Source organism: Streptosporangium amethystogenes (genome assembly GCF_000721075.1).
In the GTDB taxonomy this organism is placed as follows: domain Bacteria; phylum Actinomycetota; class Actinomycetes; order Streptosporangiales; family Streptosporangiaceae; genus Streptosporangium; species Streptosporangium amethystogenes.
This window is the reverse complement of record NZ_JOEQ01000005.1, coordinates 531,110-547,909: the sequence shown is the minus strand read 5'-3', so window position 1 is coordinate 547,909 and position 16,800 is coordinate 531,110. Positions and strand designations below refer to the sequence as shown.

Here is a 16,800-nt window from a genome sequence, read left to right as displayed (position 1 = left end):
CCACTCATGAAACCCTACAGAGTCATCGTTGCCACGGCGTTAAGCGCGCTGGCGAGCGCCGCGGTCGTGGTGCCCATCGCGCTGAGCCCCCCCGCCCAGGCGGCACCGCCCACCCCCGGCCCGATCGTCAAGCTGTGGAACTGGAACTGGAACTCCGTCGCCAGGGAGTGCACCGACGTCCTCGGCCCGGCCGGATACTCCGCCGTGCAGGTCTCGCCGCCGAGTGACTCGATGTCCAAGGGCGGCTCGGTCTGGTGGGACATCTACCAGCCCGCCCGCTACACCCTCACCAGCAAGTTCGGTGACGAGAACGCGTTCAGGAACATGGTGAACGCCTGCCACGCGGCGGGCGTCAAGGTCCACGCCGACGCCGTCATCAACCACATGACCGGCCAGGGCAGCACCAGCTACGGCGGCTACGGCTTCGGCAAGTACGACTACCCGGGGCTCTACTCCTCCGCCGACTTCCACTCCCCCGTCTGCGGGATCAACAACTCCGACTACAACAATGACGGCTGGCGGGTGCAGAACTGCGAGCTGGTCGGCCTGTCCGACCTCAACACCGGCTCCGAGTACGTCCGCAACCAGATCGCCGGCTACCTCAACAAGCTGACCTCCCTGGGCGTGGACGGCTTCCGCATCGACGCCGCCAAGCACATCAACCCGGGCGACCTGGCCGCGATCAAGGGCAAGCTGACCGGCTCGCCCTACATCCACCAGGAGGTCATCCAGGGCGACAACGAGGCGATCACGCCGAGCCAGTACACCGGGATCGGCGACGTGCACGAGTTCGTGTACGGGCGCAAGCTCAAGGAGCAGTTCGCCGGGCAGATCAAGAACCTGCAGAGCTTCGGGCAGAGCTGGGGGCTGTCGGTGCCCAGCGACAAGGCCGTGGTCTTCATCGACAACCACGACACCGAGCGCAACGGCTCGACCATGAACTACAAGTACGGCGACGCCTACAAGCTGGCCAACGTCTTCATGCTCGCCTGGCCGTACGGGACACCGAGGGTCTACTCCGGGTTCACCTGGAGCAACGGCGAGGGCGGTCCGCCGTCCGCCAACGGCGGCTTCGTCACCGACGCCAACTGCGGCAACGGCCAGTGGACCTGCTTCCACCGCCAGATGAGCGGGATGGTCGGCTTCAACCGCGCCGTCGCCGGCACCTCGGTCGGCAACTGGTACGACAACGGCAACAACGTGATCGCCTTCAGCCGCGGTGACAAGGGCTGGGTCGCGATCAACAACGAGAGCGGCAGCGTCACCCGTACCTTCTCCACCGGCCTGCCCGCCGGAACCTACGCCAACGACGTGGGCGGCGGCACGGTGACCGTCGGCTCGAACGGCTCCGCCTCGGTGACCGTCCCCGGCAGGAGCGCGGTCGCCATAAGACCGTCGACCTGGGCACCGCCACCGGGCTCAAGGCCGCCTTCAACAACGGCTCCGGCACCTGGGACAACAACGGCGGCGCCGACTACACCATCGGCCGCGGGGTGAGCACGGTCAAGAACGGCGTGGTGACCGCCAACGCCACCTCCCCCTGCGGTTCCGACCCCAGCCCCACCCCGACGGTGAACCCCGGTAAGGTCGCCACCTCCTTCAACGCGAACGTGACGACCTCCTACGGCCAGAACGTCTTCGTGGTCGGCGACATCGCCGAGCTGGGCGGCTGGAACCCCGCCAACGCGGTGGCGCTCTCCTCGGCCGCCTACCCGGTCTGGAAGGTCACCGCCAACCTGCCGGCCAACACCGCGGTCTCCTACAAGTACATCAAGAAGAACCCCGACGGCTCGGTGACGTGGGAGAGCGACCCCAACCGATCCTTCACCACCCCGGCGAGCGGCGCCGCGACGCGCAACGACAGCTGGCGCTGACCTTCGGGCCGGGCCTCGGCCCGGCCCACCATCCGGGGCGCCCGGCGGCGCCCCGGACCGTCCCCTCACCGCCTCGCACAGAGGAACCCCCATGCGCTCATCTCCCAAACGCGCCCTCAGACAAGACCGTCGACCTGGGCACCGCCACCGGGCTCAAGGCCGCCTTCAACAACGGCTCCGGCACCTGGGACAACAACGGCGGCGCCGACTACACCATCGGCACCGGGACCGTGAAGGTCTCCGGCGGCCAGGTGACGTCGGGCAACCCGTGCCCGGGAGGCGAAGTACCGGACAACCAGGCCGTCGTCTACTTCCACAAGAAGACCAGGGGCTGGACGACCGCCAACATCCACTACCAGCCCACCGGCGGCGCCTGGACCACCGTCCCCGGCGTCGCCATGAACGAGACCGCCTGCACCGACTGGGCCAAGAAGACCGTCGCCCTCGGCACCGCCACCGGGCTCAAGGCCGCCTTCAACAACGGCTCCGGCACCTGGGACAACAACGGCGGCGCCGACTACACCATCGGCACCGGCGTCAGCACCGTCAAGAACGGCGTCGTGACCGGCAACGCCGCAGACCCGTGCGTCCCCGAGATTCCGGACACCGAGAAGCCCAGCACGCCGACCGGTGTGACAGCGGCCGCGACCGGTGTCTCGATCGCGCTGACCTGGAGCGCCGCCACCGACAACGTCAAGGTGACCGGTTACAAGGTCACCCGCACCGGCGGCACCGGGGGAACCAAGGTCGTCGACGTGACGGCCACCGCGCACTCCGACACCGGCCTGGCGGAGAACACCCTCTACCACTACACCGTCCAGGCCAGGGACGCCGCCGGCAACCTCTCCGATGCGAGCGTGGAGGCCACCGCCACCACCGGGAAGAAGCCCGAGGAGCCCAAGGGCGGCACCCCGCTCGGCGGCGACCCGCGCGAGGACTCCATCTACTTCGTGATGACCGCCCGGTTCGCCGACGGCGACACCTCCAACAACCGGGGGGGCAGCCAGCATGTGAAGTCGGGCAACGCCGCGAACAACGACCCGATGTTCCGCGGTGACTTCAAGGGCCTGGTCGACAAGCTCGACTACATCAAGGGCCTCGGCTTCTCCGCCCTGTGGATCACCCCGGTCGTGCTCAACCGCTCCGACTACGACTTCCACGGCTACCACGGCTGGGACTTCTACCGGGTCGACCCCCGCCTGGAGTCCGAGGGCACGTCGTACCAGGACCTGATCAACGCCGCCCACGCCAGGGGCATCAAGATCTACCAGGACGTCGTCTACAACCACAGCTCCCGCTGGGGCGCCAAGGGCCTGTTCACCCCCACCGTGTGGGGCGCGCGCGACGACCAGTGGAAGTGGCTCTACAGCGAGAAGGAGGCGGGCCGGGAGTACGACCCGATGCAGGAGCATCAGGGGAACGCCCCGGACCTGACGGCCGCGCAGAACGCGATGGCCAAGGGCAGGCCGTACAACGGCGACCAGTGGTCCACCACCGAGCCGGCGGGCAACACCTGCCGCAACTGGGGCACTCCCACCCAGTGGAGCAGCCCCGAGGGGTACCGCATCTACAACTGCCAGTGGCCGAACCCGACCTCCGGCATGTTCCCCGCAAATTACTATCACCAGTGCTGGATCGGTAACTGGGAGGGCGAGGACTCCCGTAGCTGCTGGCTGCACGACGACCTGGCCGACTTCAACACGGAGAGCAAGGTCGTCCAGGACTACCTGATCGACGCCTACAACAGGTACATCGACATGGGCGTGGACGGTTTCCGCGTCGACACCGCCGTGCACATCCCCAGGGTCACCTGGAACCGCCGGTTCCTGCCCGCGATCCGCGAGCACGCGACCGCGAGGTTCGGCGCGGAGAAGGCCAAGGACTTCTACGTCTTCGGCGAGGTCGCCGCGTTCGTGCACGACAAGTGGAACCGCGGCTCGGTGAACCACTCCGCCCAGTTCTTCACCTGGAAGGAACGTAAGGAGTACAGCGCCGACGACGTCCGGGCGGCGGTCGAGCAGTATGACTACGAGAACCTGATGGGTCCGGGCAACCAGCCCACCAGCACCAACGCCACGCTGAACGGCAACACCTACCACGCGCCCGACCACAGCGGGTTCTCCGGCATGAACGTCATCGACATGCGCATGCACATGAACTTCGGCGAGGCGTCCAACGCGTTCGGCAACGGCAAGGACTCCGACGACAGCTACAACGACGCCACCTACAACACCGTCTACGTCGACTCCCACGACTACGGCCCGAACAAGTCCTCGGTCCGCTACGCCGGCGGCACCGACGCCTGGGCGGAGAACATGAGCCTGATGTGGACCTTCCGCGGCATTCCGACGCTCTACTACGGCTCGGAGATCGAGTTCCAGGCGGGCAAGCCGATCGACTGCGGGCCGACCTGCCCGCTGGCCACCACGGGACGCGCCTATTTCGGTGACCACCTGGCGGGATCGGTCACCGCCTCGGGCTTCGGTACGGTCTCCAGCGCCTCGGGCGCGGTGGCGCAGACCCTTGACAAACCGCTGGTCAAGCACGTGCAGCGGCTCAACCAGATCCGCAGGGCCGTCCCGGCGCTGCAGAAGGGGCAGTACTCCACCGAGGGGGTCTCGGGCGGCATCGCCTACAAGCGTCGTTTCACACAGGGGTCCGTGGACAGCTTCGTGCTGGTCTCGGTCTCCGGGAACGCCACCTTCACCGGCATCCCCAACGGCACCTACGTCGATGCCGTCACCGGTGACAGCAGGACCGTCACCGGTGGAACGCTCACCATCTCGCTGAGCGGCAAGGGCAATATGAGGGCCTATGTGCTCGCGCTGCCCGGCAACCCCGCTCCCGGCAAGATCGGCGTCGCGGGACCGTACCTGAGGTAACCGCGCCCGACGGCACCGCCCGGACCGGCTCGGAGGCCGGATCCGGGCGGTGTCGTGCCTTCCGCCACGCGCGATGCCGCACTCCCCCGACGGCGGTCGGCTCCGGCTCCCCCGCCAGGGCGTCGCGGTGGGCGCGGGCCGTCAGGAGCCGATCAGCTTCGCGAAGCCCTCCGCGAGGTCAACCTCCGCGTATTGCGAGCCCGGCCCTCCAGGATCGAGAGGCTGACACTCCGGCGGCAAACGTAGCGAAGATTCTGTGAACAAGATTCCTTGCCAGATTGTTTACATTTTTCGTAACCTTCATGAACGGTTCAGCCCAGCCGTGGCGTTGCCCGACGAGAAGGGCACACGCCTATCCGAGGAGGCGGTTGTCCATGCGTGGATTCTTCGCTCGCGGCACGATGTCCCGATCAGGCGTCATAAGACGTACGCGCAATCGGTCCAGGTCGATGACCGGTGCCGTCATCGTCGCGATCCTGGTGGCGACCTTGGCACCGGCCGGGAGTCCGAGCGCCGCGGCCGATATCCGGCCCCGGCACCACCCGGTCACGGCGGAGGGCCTCGCGGACCTGCCCGCGCTGGACCCGGTGATGGACTGCGCCGACGTGACAGGCCTCGACCTGGACGGCGTCACCGACGCACCGGTCACGATCCGGTCCGCGACCGTCTCGACCACGGGTGCGCCGGCTCCGTACTGCGACGTTCGGGGGACCATCGCCCCGGCCGACACCATCGCCATGCGCCTACCCGTCAGCGGCTGGACGCAGCGCTACGTGCAGACCGGCTGCGGCGGTCTGTGCGGCAGCTCCAACATCAACTACACGCAGGCGTCGACCTGCCCGCCGATCGCGGACGGCACGATCGCCGCCGCGACGACCGACATGGGGCACCAAGGCCAGAACGACGGGTCCTGGGCCGCGCACAACCCGCAGGCGCAGATCGACTTCGCCTACCGCGGCGTGCACGTGACGTCCCAGGTGGCCCGGGCGATCATCACCAGGTTCTACGGCAGGCCCCCGGTCTACTCCTACTTCAACGGCTGCTCCGACGGTGGCCGGGAGGCGCTGATGGAAGCCCAGCGCTTCCCCGAGGACTTCGACGGCATCGCCGCCGGCGCGCCCGCGAACAACATGGTCGTCCAGAACACCTTCCACCACGCGTGGAACGTCCTGACCAACCTCGACAAGAACGGTGACTACGTCCTCCTCTCCGCCAAGCTCCCGCTGATCCACGGCGCCGTGCTGGCCGCCTGTGACGGGCTGGACGGCGTGCCGGACGGCGTGATCGACGACCCGCGGCGCTGCGACTTCGACCCGGCGACGCTGCGGTGCGCGTCAGGCCAGGCCCCCTCGACGTGCCTGTCCCCGGCCGAGGCCGGTGTCGTCCGCCGGCTGCACGATGGCGCGGTCGACGCGCGCGGTCAGCGGCTTGAGCCCGCGATCGCCCACGAGTGGGGCTCCGAGCCCGAATGGTTTCTGTTCGTGCCGACGGCACAGGGGCAGACGGTGGGCAGCGAGAACTTCGTACTGGGCTTCGCGCGGTACCTGGGCTACCCGAACGTGGTGAACCCCGGCTGGCGGCTCTCCGACCTGAAGTTCACCGTCGAGTCGTTCTGGAAGACGGTACAGTCCTCCAGCTACCTCTCCGCGATGGATCCGGACCTGGGCGGCTTCCAGCGTGACGGCGGCAAACTCCTGCTCTGGCACGGCTGGAACGACCAGCACATCTCGCCGGAGGGCACCCTGGCGTACTACGACGCCATGCGGAAGACCATGGGGCGCCAGGCCGTCGACACGTTCACCAGGCTCTACCTCTTCCCCGGCGTCGCGCACTGCGGCGGTGGCGAGGGGCCGAACAGCTTCGACATCCTCACCCCCGTGATGGCGTGGGTGGAGAGCGGCCGGGAGCCCGGAAAGATCATCGCGTCGAATGTCGCGAACGGCGCCGTCACGCGCACCCGGCCGGTCTACCCCTACCCCACGGTCGCGCGTTACGACGGTACGGGCAGCATCGACGACGCGGCGAACTTCGTCGCCCACACACCCCGCCAGGAGTCACGTTCCGACTACCACTGGCTCGGTGAGCGGTTGTACTCCCACGGCTACCAGACCCGGTGCACGGCGGTGGGCACGAAACTCGTCTGCCGGCCGTCCGAGACCTGGCTCACTCGCCGCGCCTGAGCCCGGCGTCTCCTACCCGCGCCATCACGAGCGCGCCCGGCCACCCGGCATCACGTACGGCCCGAGGGTGGCCGGGGCCCTCGCTCAGCGGCCCGGGGAGAGGCGGCTCTCAGAACCCGGCCGCGCTCGTGTCCTGACTCACCACGGCGAGTACGCCGTCTATCTCGGAGAGGGAGGTGGTCAGTTCCGTTATCTGGCCGGCACCGCGCACGGTGAGCCAGAGCGAGACGGTCGCCGGGGCGCGGTGCTCGCCGCGCTGGTCGACGGAGAGCTCGTCCACGCCGAATCCCCGGCGTGTGCATTCGGCCAGCACCAGCCGGAGCACGCCCCGCCCGTCGAGGTAGGTCAGATGGAGCCGCGAGGGTACGTACCTGGACCGGGGAAGCCGGTCGGCCAGTGGGGTGAGCACGAACACCGTCGCGAAGTGCCCCGCGGTCACGGCCACCGCCAGCAACCACAGTCCCGCTCCCGCCGCCATGCCCACCGCCGCGGTGAGCCAGATCGCCGCGGCGGTGGTGAGACCGCGGACCGCGTCGCCGCGGACGAATATCAGGCCGGCGCCGATGAAGCCGATGCCGGAGACGATCTGGGCGGCCACCCGGGACGGATCGAGGGAGACGTGCTCTCCCAGTACATCGGCGAAACCGTATTTCGACACCAGCATGATCAGGGCGGCGGCGAAGCCGACCAGGGTGTGGGTGCGCAGCCCCGCGCTCTTCTGGCGGATCTCCCGCTCCAGGCCGATCGCGGCCGAGAGCACGAATGCCAGGGCCAGCTCGCCGAGCTGCGTCCAGCCCTGTCCTGCCAGGTCACCGAGAGGTGCCAGCGCCACCACCTCCAGGTTGGGCCGGCGGGTCCCCTCCCGGCCGCTGTCCGCCGGGAAGGGCCGGGCCGCCGCTCGGCGTCTCCTTCCTCGCTACGCCACCTCCGCGGCCTCCCCGGCCTCCCGGAGGAAGGGCGAGAACCGCTGTTCGGTCAGATAGTGACCGATCCCGATGACGAGCACGAGGGGCCATTCGACGACTCCGAACGCGCCCAGCGCGCCCAGCACACCGTAGAAGACCAGTCGATCCACCGGTGGCACGGTCAGCGTGCCGATCACCGGCAGGCTGACGTGCGGCCGCTCCGACCCGCCCATCTGGTCGCCCGCTCTGCCATCCAGTGCGGTGGCGGTTCCCTTGACCATGACAGCCTCCGTGAATCACGACGTACTGTCGCAAATCCCCGGCCGTACGTGGCCTGTAACGCCGTTTGATGAGAACTTTGCCCGCCCCGGCTCCTCAGTTCCGGGCCAGGCGCCAGATGTGGAAGGCCGGGCCGTCGGCGGGCAGCGCGACGGTGCCGTCGGGCTCGGGGGACAGTTCCGCGTCGCCGTACACGGGCAGGCACCGGGCGCCGAGCGGGAGCCGCACCGGCCGGTGGGCGGCGCGGGCGGCCAGGATCAGCAGGCGTTCGCCCGCGCGCTCCCGGAGGTAGACCACGGCGTCCTCGGAGACGTGCAGCCAGCGCAGGCCCCCGTGGCGCAGGGCGGCCTCGCCCCGGCGCAACGCGATCAGGTCGCGGTAGACACCGAAGGTGCCCTGGTCCCACCTCTCCGGCCGGTCCCAGGGCATGGTCCGGCGGGAGTCCTCCCCCCACGCGCCCTCCAGGCCGATCTCGTCGCCCGCGAACACCATGGGCGTGCCGGGCAAGGTGAGCATCAGCCCGGCGGCGACCTCCACCAGGGCGGGATCCCCTCCGCATATCGTGCGGATCCTGGCGGTGTCGTGGGAGCCGAGGATCGACCAGGAGTGGACCAGCGAGCGCCACGACATGTGGCCGGAGAAGGCACGGATCGTCGCCACCGCGTCGCCACCGCCGATCCTGGGCACCTCCGCCGGAACCCCGAGGAACGGCAGGTGGACCTCTGGGCCTCGCAGCCAGCTCCACACCGGGCGGGTGAAGCCGGCGTAGTTCATCGTCCCCTGCCAGCCGCCGACGTCGAGATCGCCGGTGGCGTCGTGCGCGTGCTCGGCGACGAGCAGCCTGTCCGGGCACTCGTCGTTCATCGCCCGCCGGATGCGCCGGGCCACCTCGTGCGCGTGGTCCGCCTGGCGGAGCCTGCCGGTCATGTTGGCCACGTCGATGCGCCAGCCGTCCAGGCCGAACCGGAGCCAGCCGCGGACGACCTCCTCCATCGCCCTCGCCAGCCGCTCGCTCGACCAGTCGAGCTTGGGCAGGGAGGGAACGCCCATCCATGCCTCGTAGCCCAGGTCGTCGTCGGTGAAGAAGAACATCTCCCGCTCGGCGGCGCCCTTGTCCCGCAGCGCCGCCTGAAACCAGGCATGGGTGTCGCCGCAGTGGTTCGTGGTGAGGTCGCCCAGGATGCGCATGCCCCTGCGATGCACCTCGTCGATCAGCGCGCGATAGGCCGCGTCGCCTCCGAGCAGCGGATCGACCTCGGCGAAGGAGGAGGCGTTGTAGCGGTGGTTGGAGGCCGCGGGGAAGACCGGCGTCAGGTAGAGGGTGTCCGCGCCGAGGGCGGTGATGTGGTCCAGCCTGGAGCGGACACCGTCCAGGTCGCCGCCGAAAATCTGCCGCGAGGTGTCGGGCCCGCTCCCCGCGACGGGGTCGTCCCAGCCGCGGGGGATCGCCCACGGCGGCAGGTCGCGTGCCGTGCCCGAGGAGGCGAACCGGTCGGGGAAGATCTGGTAGATCACACCGCCGGCCGCCCACTCGGGTGGGGCGGTGTGGGTGACCAGCCTGAAGTCGGTGGTGTCCGGAACGTCGTGGGTGGCCAGGCCGGAGGCGGTCAGCCAGCGGTAGCCGTCCGGACCGCCGATGAGGAAGCGGTAGCCGGTCACCTGGTTGCGGGCCACGATGTCGGCCCGCCACCAGGTCTCCCGCTCGGTCTCGCGGTCTATCACCGCCTCGGCGAAGTGCGGTTCGCCGTCCGGCGTGGTCCGCACGTGCACGCCGGAGCGGTGGCCTCGCGGGGTGCGGACGAAGACGGTGACCGTCTCTCCCGGCTCCGGTGCCTCCGTGCTGACGTGGTCTGGCGAGCCGTCGTGATGGAATCCCCGGTCAATCATGATCAACCTTTCACCGCGCCCGCGGTGAGCCCGTGGACGATGTATCTCTGCAGGAACTGGAAGACGACGACGGTCGGGATCGCGGTGAGCAGCGTGCCCACCGCGAACATGCCGAAGTTGGCGTTGCGCTGGTCGGCCAGCAGGCTGAACAGCCCGACCGCGAGGGTGCGGGCGTCGTCGCCGGTGAGGAAGACGCTGGCGATGAGGAACTCGTTGATCGTCCCGATGAAGACGAGCAGCGCGCTGATCGACAGGATGGGTGCCGAGAGCGGCAGGATCACCTTGCGGAACGCCTGGGTGGGCGTGCAGCCGTCGATCAGCATGGCCTCGTCGAGTTCCCGGGGGATCGTGTCGAAGAAACCCTTGATCAGCCAGGTGTTCACGCCGACCTGGCCGCCGATGTAGAGCAGGACCACACCCCAGATGCTGTTGAGCCCGAAGACGGGCCAGTTGTCACTGATCACGCTGAAGATGACGTACAGCGGGACGATGGCCAGGAACTGCGGGAACGCCTGGATCACCAGCAGCGCCACCAGGCCGGTACGGCGACCGGCGAAGCGGAAGCGGCTGAAGGCGTAGGCGGAGACCGCCGACACCGTCACCGACAGGACGGCGGTGAGCCCGGCGATCAGAACGGAGTTGAGGTACCAGGTCGGGAAGGCCGTGGTCTCGAAGAGGTCCGTGACATTGGCGAGGCCGGCACCGCTCGGGAACAGGGTCGCCGAGCTGAGCGTGCCGAGCGGGTTGAGCGCCGAGGAGATCACGAACAGGATCGGGAAGAGGGCGAAGGCGGTGACGGTGATCGCCACCAGGTGCCGGAGGACCAGTCCGCTCCTCATCGGTCCACCTCCTGGAAGGCCCGGGTACGCCGGAAGCTGATGATCGAGAGCACCGCCACGATCAGGTAGACGTAGACGGACATCGCGGAGGCCAGGCCGTACTGCGCGCCCTGCTGCCCGAAGGCGAGCCGGAAGGTGTAGGTGATCAGCAGGTCGGTCGCCCCCATCGTCGGGTTGTCGGCGGGGAACGGGCCTCCGGCGGTGACCAGGAAGATGCCGTTGAAGTTGTTGAAGTTGAACGCGAACGACGAGACCAGCAGCGGGGCCAGCGCGAGCATCAGCAGCGGCAGCGTGACCTTCACGAACCGTTGCCAGGCGGTCGCGCCGTCCACCTGGGCCGCCTCCAGATACTCCGACGGGATCGTCTGCAGCGCCCCGGTGGCGATCAGGAACATGTAGGGGAAACCCAGCCAGAGCTGGACCAGCAGCACCGACAGGCGGGCGGTGAGCGGGGCGCCGAGCCAGTCGACGTCGAGCCCGAGCATCTTGTTGATCAGTCCGAAGTCGGTGTTGAACATGTCCCGCCAGACCAGCAGCATCGCGAAGGCCGGCATGGCGTACGGCAGCACGATCAGGGTCCGGTAGGCCCGTACGGCACGCATCCGGGGATGGTGCAGCACCAGCGCGACCGCCACCCCGAGCGCGGCGGTCAGCACCACGACGGACGTGGCGTAGACCAGGTTCCAGCCGAAGACGCCGAGGAAGTGCGCGTTGATCTTCGGGTTGGTGAGCGCGGTGGTGAGGTTGGCCAGGCCGACGTCGACCTGCCAGCCCTGCGCCAGCGCCTGCCCGTCGTCGGAGACGAACCTGCCCTGTTCCTCATCGGCCCGCCAGATCCTGTCCTGGCCGGTGACGCAGTCGCAGACCGCGTCGTAGGCGAGCGTCGCCGTACCCCGGTAGGCCCTCGACAGGCCCTGGCTGCGGATCGCCCCGCCCTCGACGGGCACGACCAGCTCGGTGATCTCCGAGCCCCTGGCGGAGGCCTGCCCTGCGGTCAGCACCGTGTAGCCGTCGGCCGCGGTGATCCGACCGCCGGCGCCGAGGGTGGCCCCCTCCAGGGGGCGCAGCCCCTCGGCGGTGCCGGTGTAGGCGCGTCCTCCCTCCGCCAGCAGGAAGACCAGGTCTCCGTCCTTCTCGGCCACGGTGAGCCGGAACTCGGCGGAACCGGGCCGGCGCTTGACGGAGGAGGTCTCGATCGCGGTGATCGCGTCCTGCTTGCTCCCCAGGTGACCGTCGCCGATGTTGGTCAGCGCCAGCGACATCGTGTGGACCACCGGGAACACCTGGAAGGCGAGGACCAGGAGCGTGGTGGGCAGCAGGTACTTGGCGGGCAGCCGCCGCGGCGTCAGGTAGACGAGGAGACCGGCGGCGGTGACGACCACGACGATCCCCACCCCGATCCAGTTCTCCGCCGCCACCAGCGGCGCGACCGCCCAGAGCGCGACGGCGACGATGAGCCCGAGCACCAGGACCCGCAGCGCGATCCCACCCGCGCTTCCCGGCCATGCCCCGGTCGCCACGGCCCGCCCGCGTCCGCGGCGGGGCCGGTCGGGCGGAGGCGGCGCCTGGTGTGACCGGGCCTCCTGGCCTTTCGGAGCCGCGCGCCCGATGTCGAGAAGGACATCCCCCTCGCGGGGAGGACGACGCCCCTCCCCGCTCCGGAATCGTCTCGTCTTCACTGTTCGAGCTGCTCGGCGATGGCCTTGGCGGCCGCCTCGACCGCCGGAGGTACCGGCTCACCCTTCACCGCGGCGTGGATGAGCGTGTTGAACGGCCCCCAGATGGCCACCATCTGCGGGATCGCGGGCAGCGGCGTGCCGTTCTCCGCGGCGGCCTGGAACTTGGCGACATCGGGGTCCTTGCCCGCCGCGTACGTCAGGGCCTCGTTCAGGGCGGGCATCCGCGGCTCGGCGTCGAACAGCGCCCGCGCCACCTCGGCCGAGGCCAGGGTGCCGGTGACGAACTCCTGGGCGAGCGCCTTGTTCTTTCCCTTGCTCGCCACGAAGAAGGACTGCACGCCCACGAACGGCCGGGCGGGCTCGGCCCCCTTGAAACCGGGCACCGGGGTGATGTCGTACTTCACGCCCGCCTTGCGGGCGTCGGCCAGCCGCCACGGCCCGGCGACCATGAACGCGGTCCTCCCCTCGTTGAAGGCGGCCGCCGAGTTGTCGGAGGTGAAGGAGCGCTTGAGCGCGCCGTCCCCCTTCTCACCGAGCCTGGCGATCCTCTCGAACGCCGCCACCGACTCCTTCTCGCCCACTCCCAGCTCGGACGGATCGGGGTCGCCACCCGCAGTGGTGCCGAACAGGTGGGCGCCCGCCGAGGTGTAGAGCGGGTACAGGTGGTAGGTGTCGCCGGACTGGCCGTCCTGCTGGCTGACCGGATAGCCGACGATCTCCTTGACCTTCCCCGCGGCCTTGAGCCTCTTGCCCGTCTCGACCAGTTCGTCGAAGCTTCCGGGGGCCTCCGGCGCCAGCTCGGTGTTGCGGAACAGCGCCAGGTTCTCCACCGCGTACGGCACGCCGTACACCTGGCCGTCGTAGGTGACGGCCTTGCGAGCCACGTCCACGTACCCGGCGAGCTGGTCCTCCGTCATCTGGATCGGGTCGATGAGGCCGTTCTGCACCAGGTTGCCGATCCAGTCGTGCGCGCCGACGACCACGTCGGGGCCCTTTCCCGCCTGGGAGGCGGTGGTGAAGGTCTGCTGCTGGTTCTGGGCCACGACGACGACCTCGGCCTTGATCCCGTTCTCCTTGGCGAAGGCCTCGGCGAAGGGCTTGAGGGTGTCCGAACGCATCTGGTCGGCCCAGATGAGCAGGGTGGTGTCGCCGGCGGCGGCCGGGGCCGAGGAGGGCTGCCCCTGCGCCTGGGTGTTTCCGCCGCAGGCGGTCAGCACAAGGCCGAGCGCGAGGGCTCCGGCGAGGGTCTTCATAGGTCTGGGCACGCTTGAGCTCCAGGTGGGAGGGGGTTTTCAGGGGGTGCACCGTGATGTGCGCCGAAGTTAACAGAGGGTTCATCCAGCTTGGAATGCGTTGCAGGAAATTGCGGCAATATTTCAGAATCTCTTGCAGAGTTTCAGAAAGCTGATCCACAATCACTGACCATGGCGGCACGACTCGACGAGATCGCCCGGCAGGCCGGGGTCAGCAAAGCGACGGTCTCCCGGGTGCTCAACGAGCGCCCCGGAGTGAGTCCGAGGGCCAGGAGCGCGGTGCTCACCGCCATGGACGTGCTCGGTTACGAGCGTCCGAACGGGTTACGCCCGCGAAGCTCAGGGCTGGTCGGGCTGATCACCGCCGAGTTGCAGAATCCGGTTTTCCCGTTCTTCGCCCAGGTGATCGAGACGGGGCTGGCGCGCCACGGATACACCGCGGTTCTGTGTACGCAGACCCCCGAAGGGGCAGGTGAGGACGAATACGTCGGGATGTTGCTGGACCGTGGCGTCTCCGGCATTCTCTTCGTCTCCGGGCTGCACGCCGACACGACCATCGACCACTCCCGTTACCGCGGCCTCAGACGGCAGCGGCTGCCCATCGTGTTCGTCAACGGCGACATCCCGGGCCTCGGCGTTCCCTGCGTCTCCTGTGACGACGTCACCGCGGGCCGTATCGCCGCGCGCCACCTCGTCGAACTGGGCCACCGCCGTATCGGGTTCCTCAGCGGCCCGTTGCGCTACTCCACGGTCCAGCGGCGGCTCGCCGGATTCCGTGCCTCGCTGCGGGAACTGGGCCTGGGGCACGACACCGACGACCTGGTCGAACTGTCGCCCTTTGACGTCGAGGGCGGCCAGAGCGCCGCGTCCCTGCTGGTGCAGCGGGGCGCCACCGCTCTGGTCTGCGGCAGCGACCTGATGGCGCTGGGCGCGGTGCGCGCGGTACGGCGGCACGGCCTGCGGGTCCCCGAGGACGTCTCGGTCGTGGGCGCCGACGACTCCCCGCTGATGTCCTTCACCGACCCGCCGCTCACCACGGTCCGCCAGCCCGTCCAGGCCATGGGGGTCGCGGCCGTACGCGCCCTGCTCGACGAGATCAAGGGGCGCCCCGCCAGGGCCGCCGAGTATCTCTTCCAGCCCGAACTCGTGGTCCGCGCGTCCACTCGGGCCCGATGGGCCTCCCACGACCGGAACGCTCCGCCGGAGCCGGTTCTCTGAGCCGCTGCCGGGCAATCCGGTGGATCATGACGTACCCGCCACCGGTACCCGTCTCAAAAGTGACCTGTGACACCGTTCGTGGGGAAGTTTGTCCGTCCCACCCGGCAGGAAGGATCGAGGGGATCAGCGGTGTCCGGACCGGAAGGATCTGTACCTCAATGGTGACCGCGTCTTCTTCCACCCGCGCTCGAACGAGTTCGGCATCGTCACCAAGAACGGCACGATCCGCACCTACTTCATCCCTGCCCCGGCTAAGCACGGCTATCGAACGAACTTGGAGTACTTCCGTGCCCAGACCAGATGACCGGTGCCGCGTCTGCGGCCTCCCCCAGGACGATCCGCCCTGGGGGGGCGGACGCCCTCGTTCGAGATCTGCCCCTGCTGCGGGGTGGAGTTCGGTTACGAGGACGCCACGCCCCAGGCCGTCTCCGCCCACCGGCGGGACTGGCTGGCCGCCGGCGCGACCTGGTCCGCCCCCTCCCGGGAACCACCTGGCTGGGATCTTGAGCGCCAGCTCCGCGACGCGGGGCTGCTCGAAGCCTGACTGACGCGGGCCTCTCCGGTACCGGGGAGGCCCGCCGGCTTCCCGAGATCGCGAAGATCACATACGGCCGGGTCGCCATGGCCCGTCCCTCTCTCAACGGCCGCGGATAGGGGGACTTTTCAGCACCCCGCCTCCGCGAATCCAGACATACTGTGGCCGGCCTCCGGTGCCAAACACCCTTTGGCGAGAACTTTTCCCCTCCTGCCGGCCTCCCCCGCGCCCGGTGGGCTTCACGTGATCGGCGGGAAGCGGGAGTATTGGCGGCGTGAACCGCACAGCTGTACGTCTGGGAGTGTTCCTGCTGGCCGCCGTGGCGGTCGTGGCGGTGCTGATGGCACTGCTGCCACCGTCCTCGCCCGGCGGTCGTGACGGTGGGGCCTCGCGGATCCCCGCCGTCGCGGTGAAGAAGCTGGGCGGTCGCGACCACGAGCTCACCGTGACCTCCACCGCGCTCGGCCGCGAGGGCATGGCCCGGGTCCTGCTACCCGAGGGCTGGACGCCGGACTCGGGTCCGTGGCCGGTGCTGTACCTGCTGAACGGCTGCTGCCAGTCCGACTACGACACCTGGGTCACCAAGGGGGAGGCCGCGAGCCTCACCTCCGGCTACCGGGCGATCGTGGTCATCCCCGAGGGCGGCGCCGTCGGCTTCTACTCCGACTGGCGCGACGGCCCCGGCTGGGAGACCTTCCACCTCACCGAGATACGGCGGATCCTGGAGCGCGACTACGGCGCCGGGGACCGGCGGGCGGTGGCGGGACTGTCCATGGGCGGGTTCGGGGCCATGTCGTACGCGGCCCGCCATCCCGGCATGTTCCAGGCCGCCGCCTCCTTCTCCGGGGTGCTGCACACCCGCGACGGCAACGGCGGCGTCGACTGGCTGCTCAACCGGAACGGCGAGGACTCCACGAAGCTCTGGGGGCCCCCGGGAGACCCCGAGTGGGCCGCCCACAACCCGGCCGATCTCACCGGCGCGCTGCGCGGGGTACGGCTCTTCGTCTCCAGCGGCGACGGCTCCCCCGGCCCGCTGGACGACGCCTCCGAGCCGCAGGACAAGGGCGAGGCCGCCCTGCTCGGCCAGGCCGTGACCTTCGCCGAGCGGGCCAGGGCCAACGGCGTCGACGTGACCGTCGACTTCTACGGTCCCGGCACCCACAGCTGGCCCTACTGGCGCCGCGGCCTCGAACGCGCGCTCCCCATGCTCATGGACTCCATCGGCGCCGCTCCCTGACGACCTGGGACACCTTCTCGGGGGGTGTACCC

At 69.4% G+C, this 16,800-nt stretch carries 13 protein-coding genes; 7 read left to right on the top strand and 6 right to left on the bottom strand.

Annotation, left to right across the window (positions count from 1 at the left end; genetic code table 11):
* The first annotated feature begins 6 nt into the window (after positions 1-6).
* The 4 genes from IG98_RS44700 (at position 7) to IG98_RS0110285 (ending at position 6,936) form a co-directional block, all read left to right on the top strand.
* On the top strand, positions 7-1,497 hold the full coding sequence (locus tag IG98_RS44700) for an alpha-amylase (protein WP_157594265.1): 1,491 nt from the start codon (positions 7-9) through the stop codon (positions 1,495-1,497).
* Positions 1,401-1,874, top strand: coding sequence for a carbohydrate-binding module family 20 domain-containing protein (locus IG98_RS48510; protein ID WP_084195244.1), 474 nt, complete (start codon positions 1,401-1,403; stop codon positions 1,872-1,874). Before IG98_RS44700 ends, IG98_RS48510 begins: the two co-directional genes overlap by 97 nt.
* A complete protein-coding gene (locus IG98_RS0110290) occupies positions 1,799-4,756 on the top strand; it encodes a carbohydrate binding domain-containing protein (protein ID WP_084195243.1) in 2,958 nt (985 codons plus the stop codon). Before IG98_RS48510 ends, IG98_RS0110290 begins: the two co-directional genes overlap by 76 nt.
* A 449-nt stretch (positions 4,757-5,205) precedes the next feature.
* Complete coding sequence (locus IG98_RS0110285; protein ID WP_051751947.1) at positions 5,206-6,936, top strand: tannase/feruloyl esterase family alpha/beta hydrolase; 1,731 nt, start codon at positions 5,206-5,208, stop codon at positions 6,934-6,936.
* 109 nt (positions 6,937-7,045) lie between these two features.
* Here IG98_RS0110285 and IG98_RS0110280 read toward each other — a convergent pair whose 3' ends face one another.
* The 6 genes from IG98_RS0110280 to IG98_RS0110255 all read right to left on the bottom strand — a co-directional run bounded on the left by IG98_RS0110280 (position 7,046) and on the right by IG98_RS0110255 (position 13,790).
* Positions 7,046-7,768 carry an MgtC/SapB family protein gene (locus IG98_RS0110280; RefSeq protein ID WP_245651481.1) on the bottom strand — a complete coding sequence of 241 codons (723 nt, stop codon included), beginning with the start codon at positions 7,766-7,768 and terminating at the stop codon, positions 7,046-7,048.
* Positions 7,769-7,852: 84 nt separating this feature from the next.
* Positions 7,853-8,122: a hypothetical protein gene (locus tag IG98_RS0110275; RefSeq protein WP_051751945.1), complete on the bottom strand. Its 270-nt coding sequence runs from the start codon at positions 8,120-8,122 to the stop codon at positions 7,853-7,855.
* A 94-nt stretch (positions 8,123-8,216) separates the two neighbouring features.
* Entirely contained in the window at positions 8,217-10,007 is a 1,791-nt protein-coding gene (locus IG98_RS0110270) for an alpha-amylase family glycosyl hydrolase (RefSeq protein WP_030909008.1), read from the bottom strand.
* Positions 10,008-10,009: 2 nt separating this feature from the next.
* Complete coding sequence (locus tag IG98_RS0110265; protein ID WP_030909003.1) at positions 10,010-10,846, bottom strand: sugar ABC transporter permease; 837 nt, start codon at positions 10,844-10,846, stop codon at positions 10,010-10,012.
* Positions 10,843-12,366, bottom strand: coding sequence for an ABC transporter permease subunit (locus IG98_RS0110260; protein WP_030909000.1), 1,524 nt, complete (start codon positions 12,364-12,366; stop codon positions 10,843-10,845). Before IG98_RS0110260 ends, IG98_RS0110265 begins: the two co-directional genes overlap by 4 nt.
* A 155-nt stretch (positions 12,367-12,521) precedes the next feature.
* Positions 12,522-13,790, bottom strand: a complete 1,269-nt coding sequence (locus IG98_RS0110255; protein WP_245651480.1) for a sugar ABC transporter substrate-binding protein — start codon at positions 13,788-13,790, stop codon at positions 12,522-12,524.
* A 159-nt stretch (positions 13,791-13,949) separates the two neighbouring features.
* Here IG98_RS0110255 and IG98_RS0110250 point away from each other — a divergent pair, with 159 nt between their 5' ends.
* The 3 genes from IG98_RS0110250 to IG98_RS0110235 all read left to right on the top strand — a co-directional run bounded on the left by IG98_RS0110250 (position 13,950) and on the right by IG98_RS0110235 (position 16,768).
* The gene (locus IG98_RS0110250; RefSeq protein WP_030908991.1) at positions 13,950-14,996 is read left to right on the top strand and encodes a LacI family DNA-binding transcriptional regulator; all 1,047 of its coding nucleotides are present in this window, start codon (positions 13,950-13,952) and stop codon (positions 14,994-14,996) included.
* A 307-nt stretch (positions 14,997-15,303) separates the two neighbouring features.
* Positions 15,304-15,540, top strand: coding sequence for a hypothetical protein (locus IG98_RS44690; RefSeq protein WP_211263927.1), 237 nt, complete (start codon positions 15,304-15,306; stop codon positions 15,538-15,540).
* A 265-nt stretch (positions 15,541-15,805) separates the two neighbouring features.
* The gene (locus IG98_RS0110235; protein ID WP_037969781.1) at positions 15,806-16,768 is read left to right on the top strand and encodes an alpha/beta hydrolase; all 963 of its coding nucleotides are present in this window, start codon (positions 15,806-15,808) and stop codon (positions 16,766-16,768) included.
* The last annotated feature ends 32 nt before the right edge of the window (positions 16,769-16,800 follow it).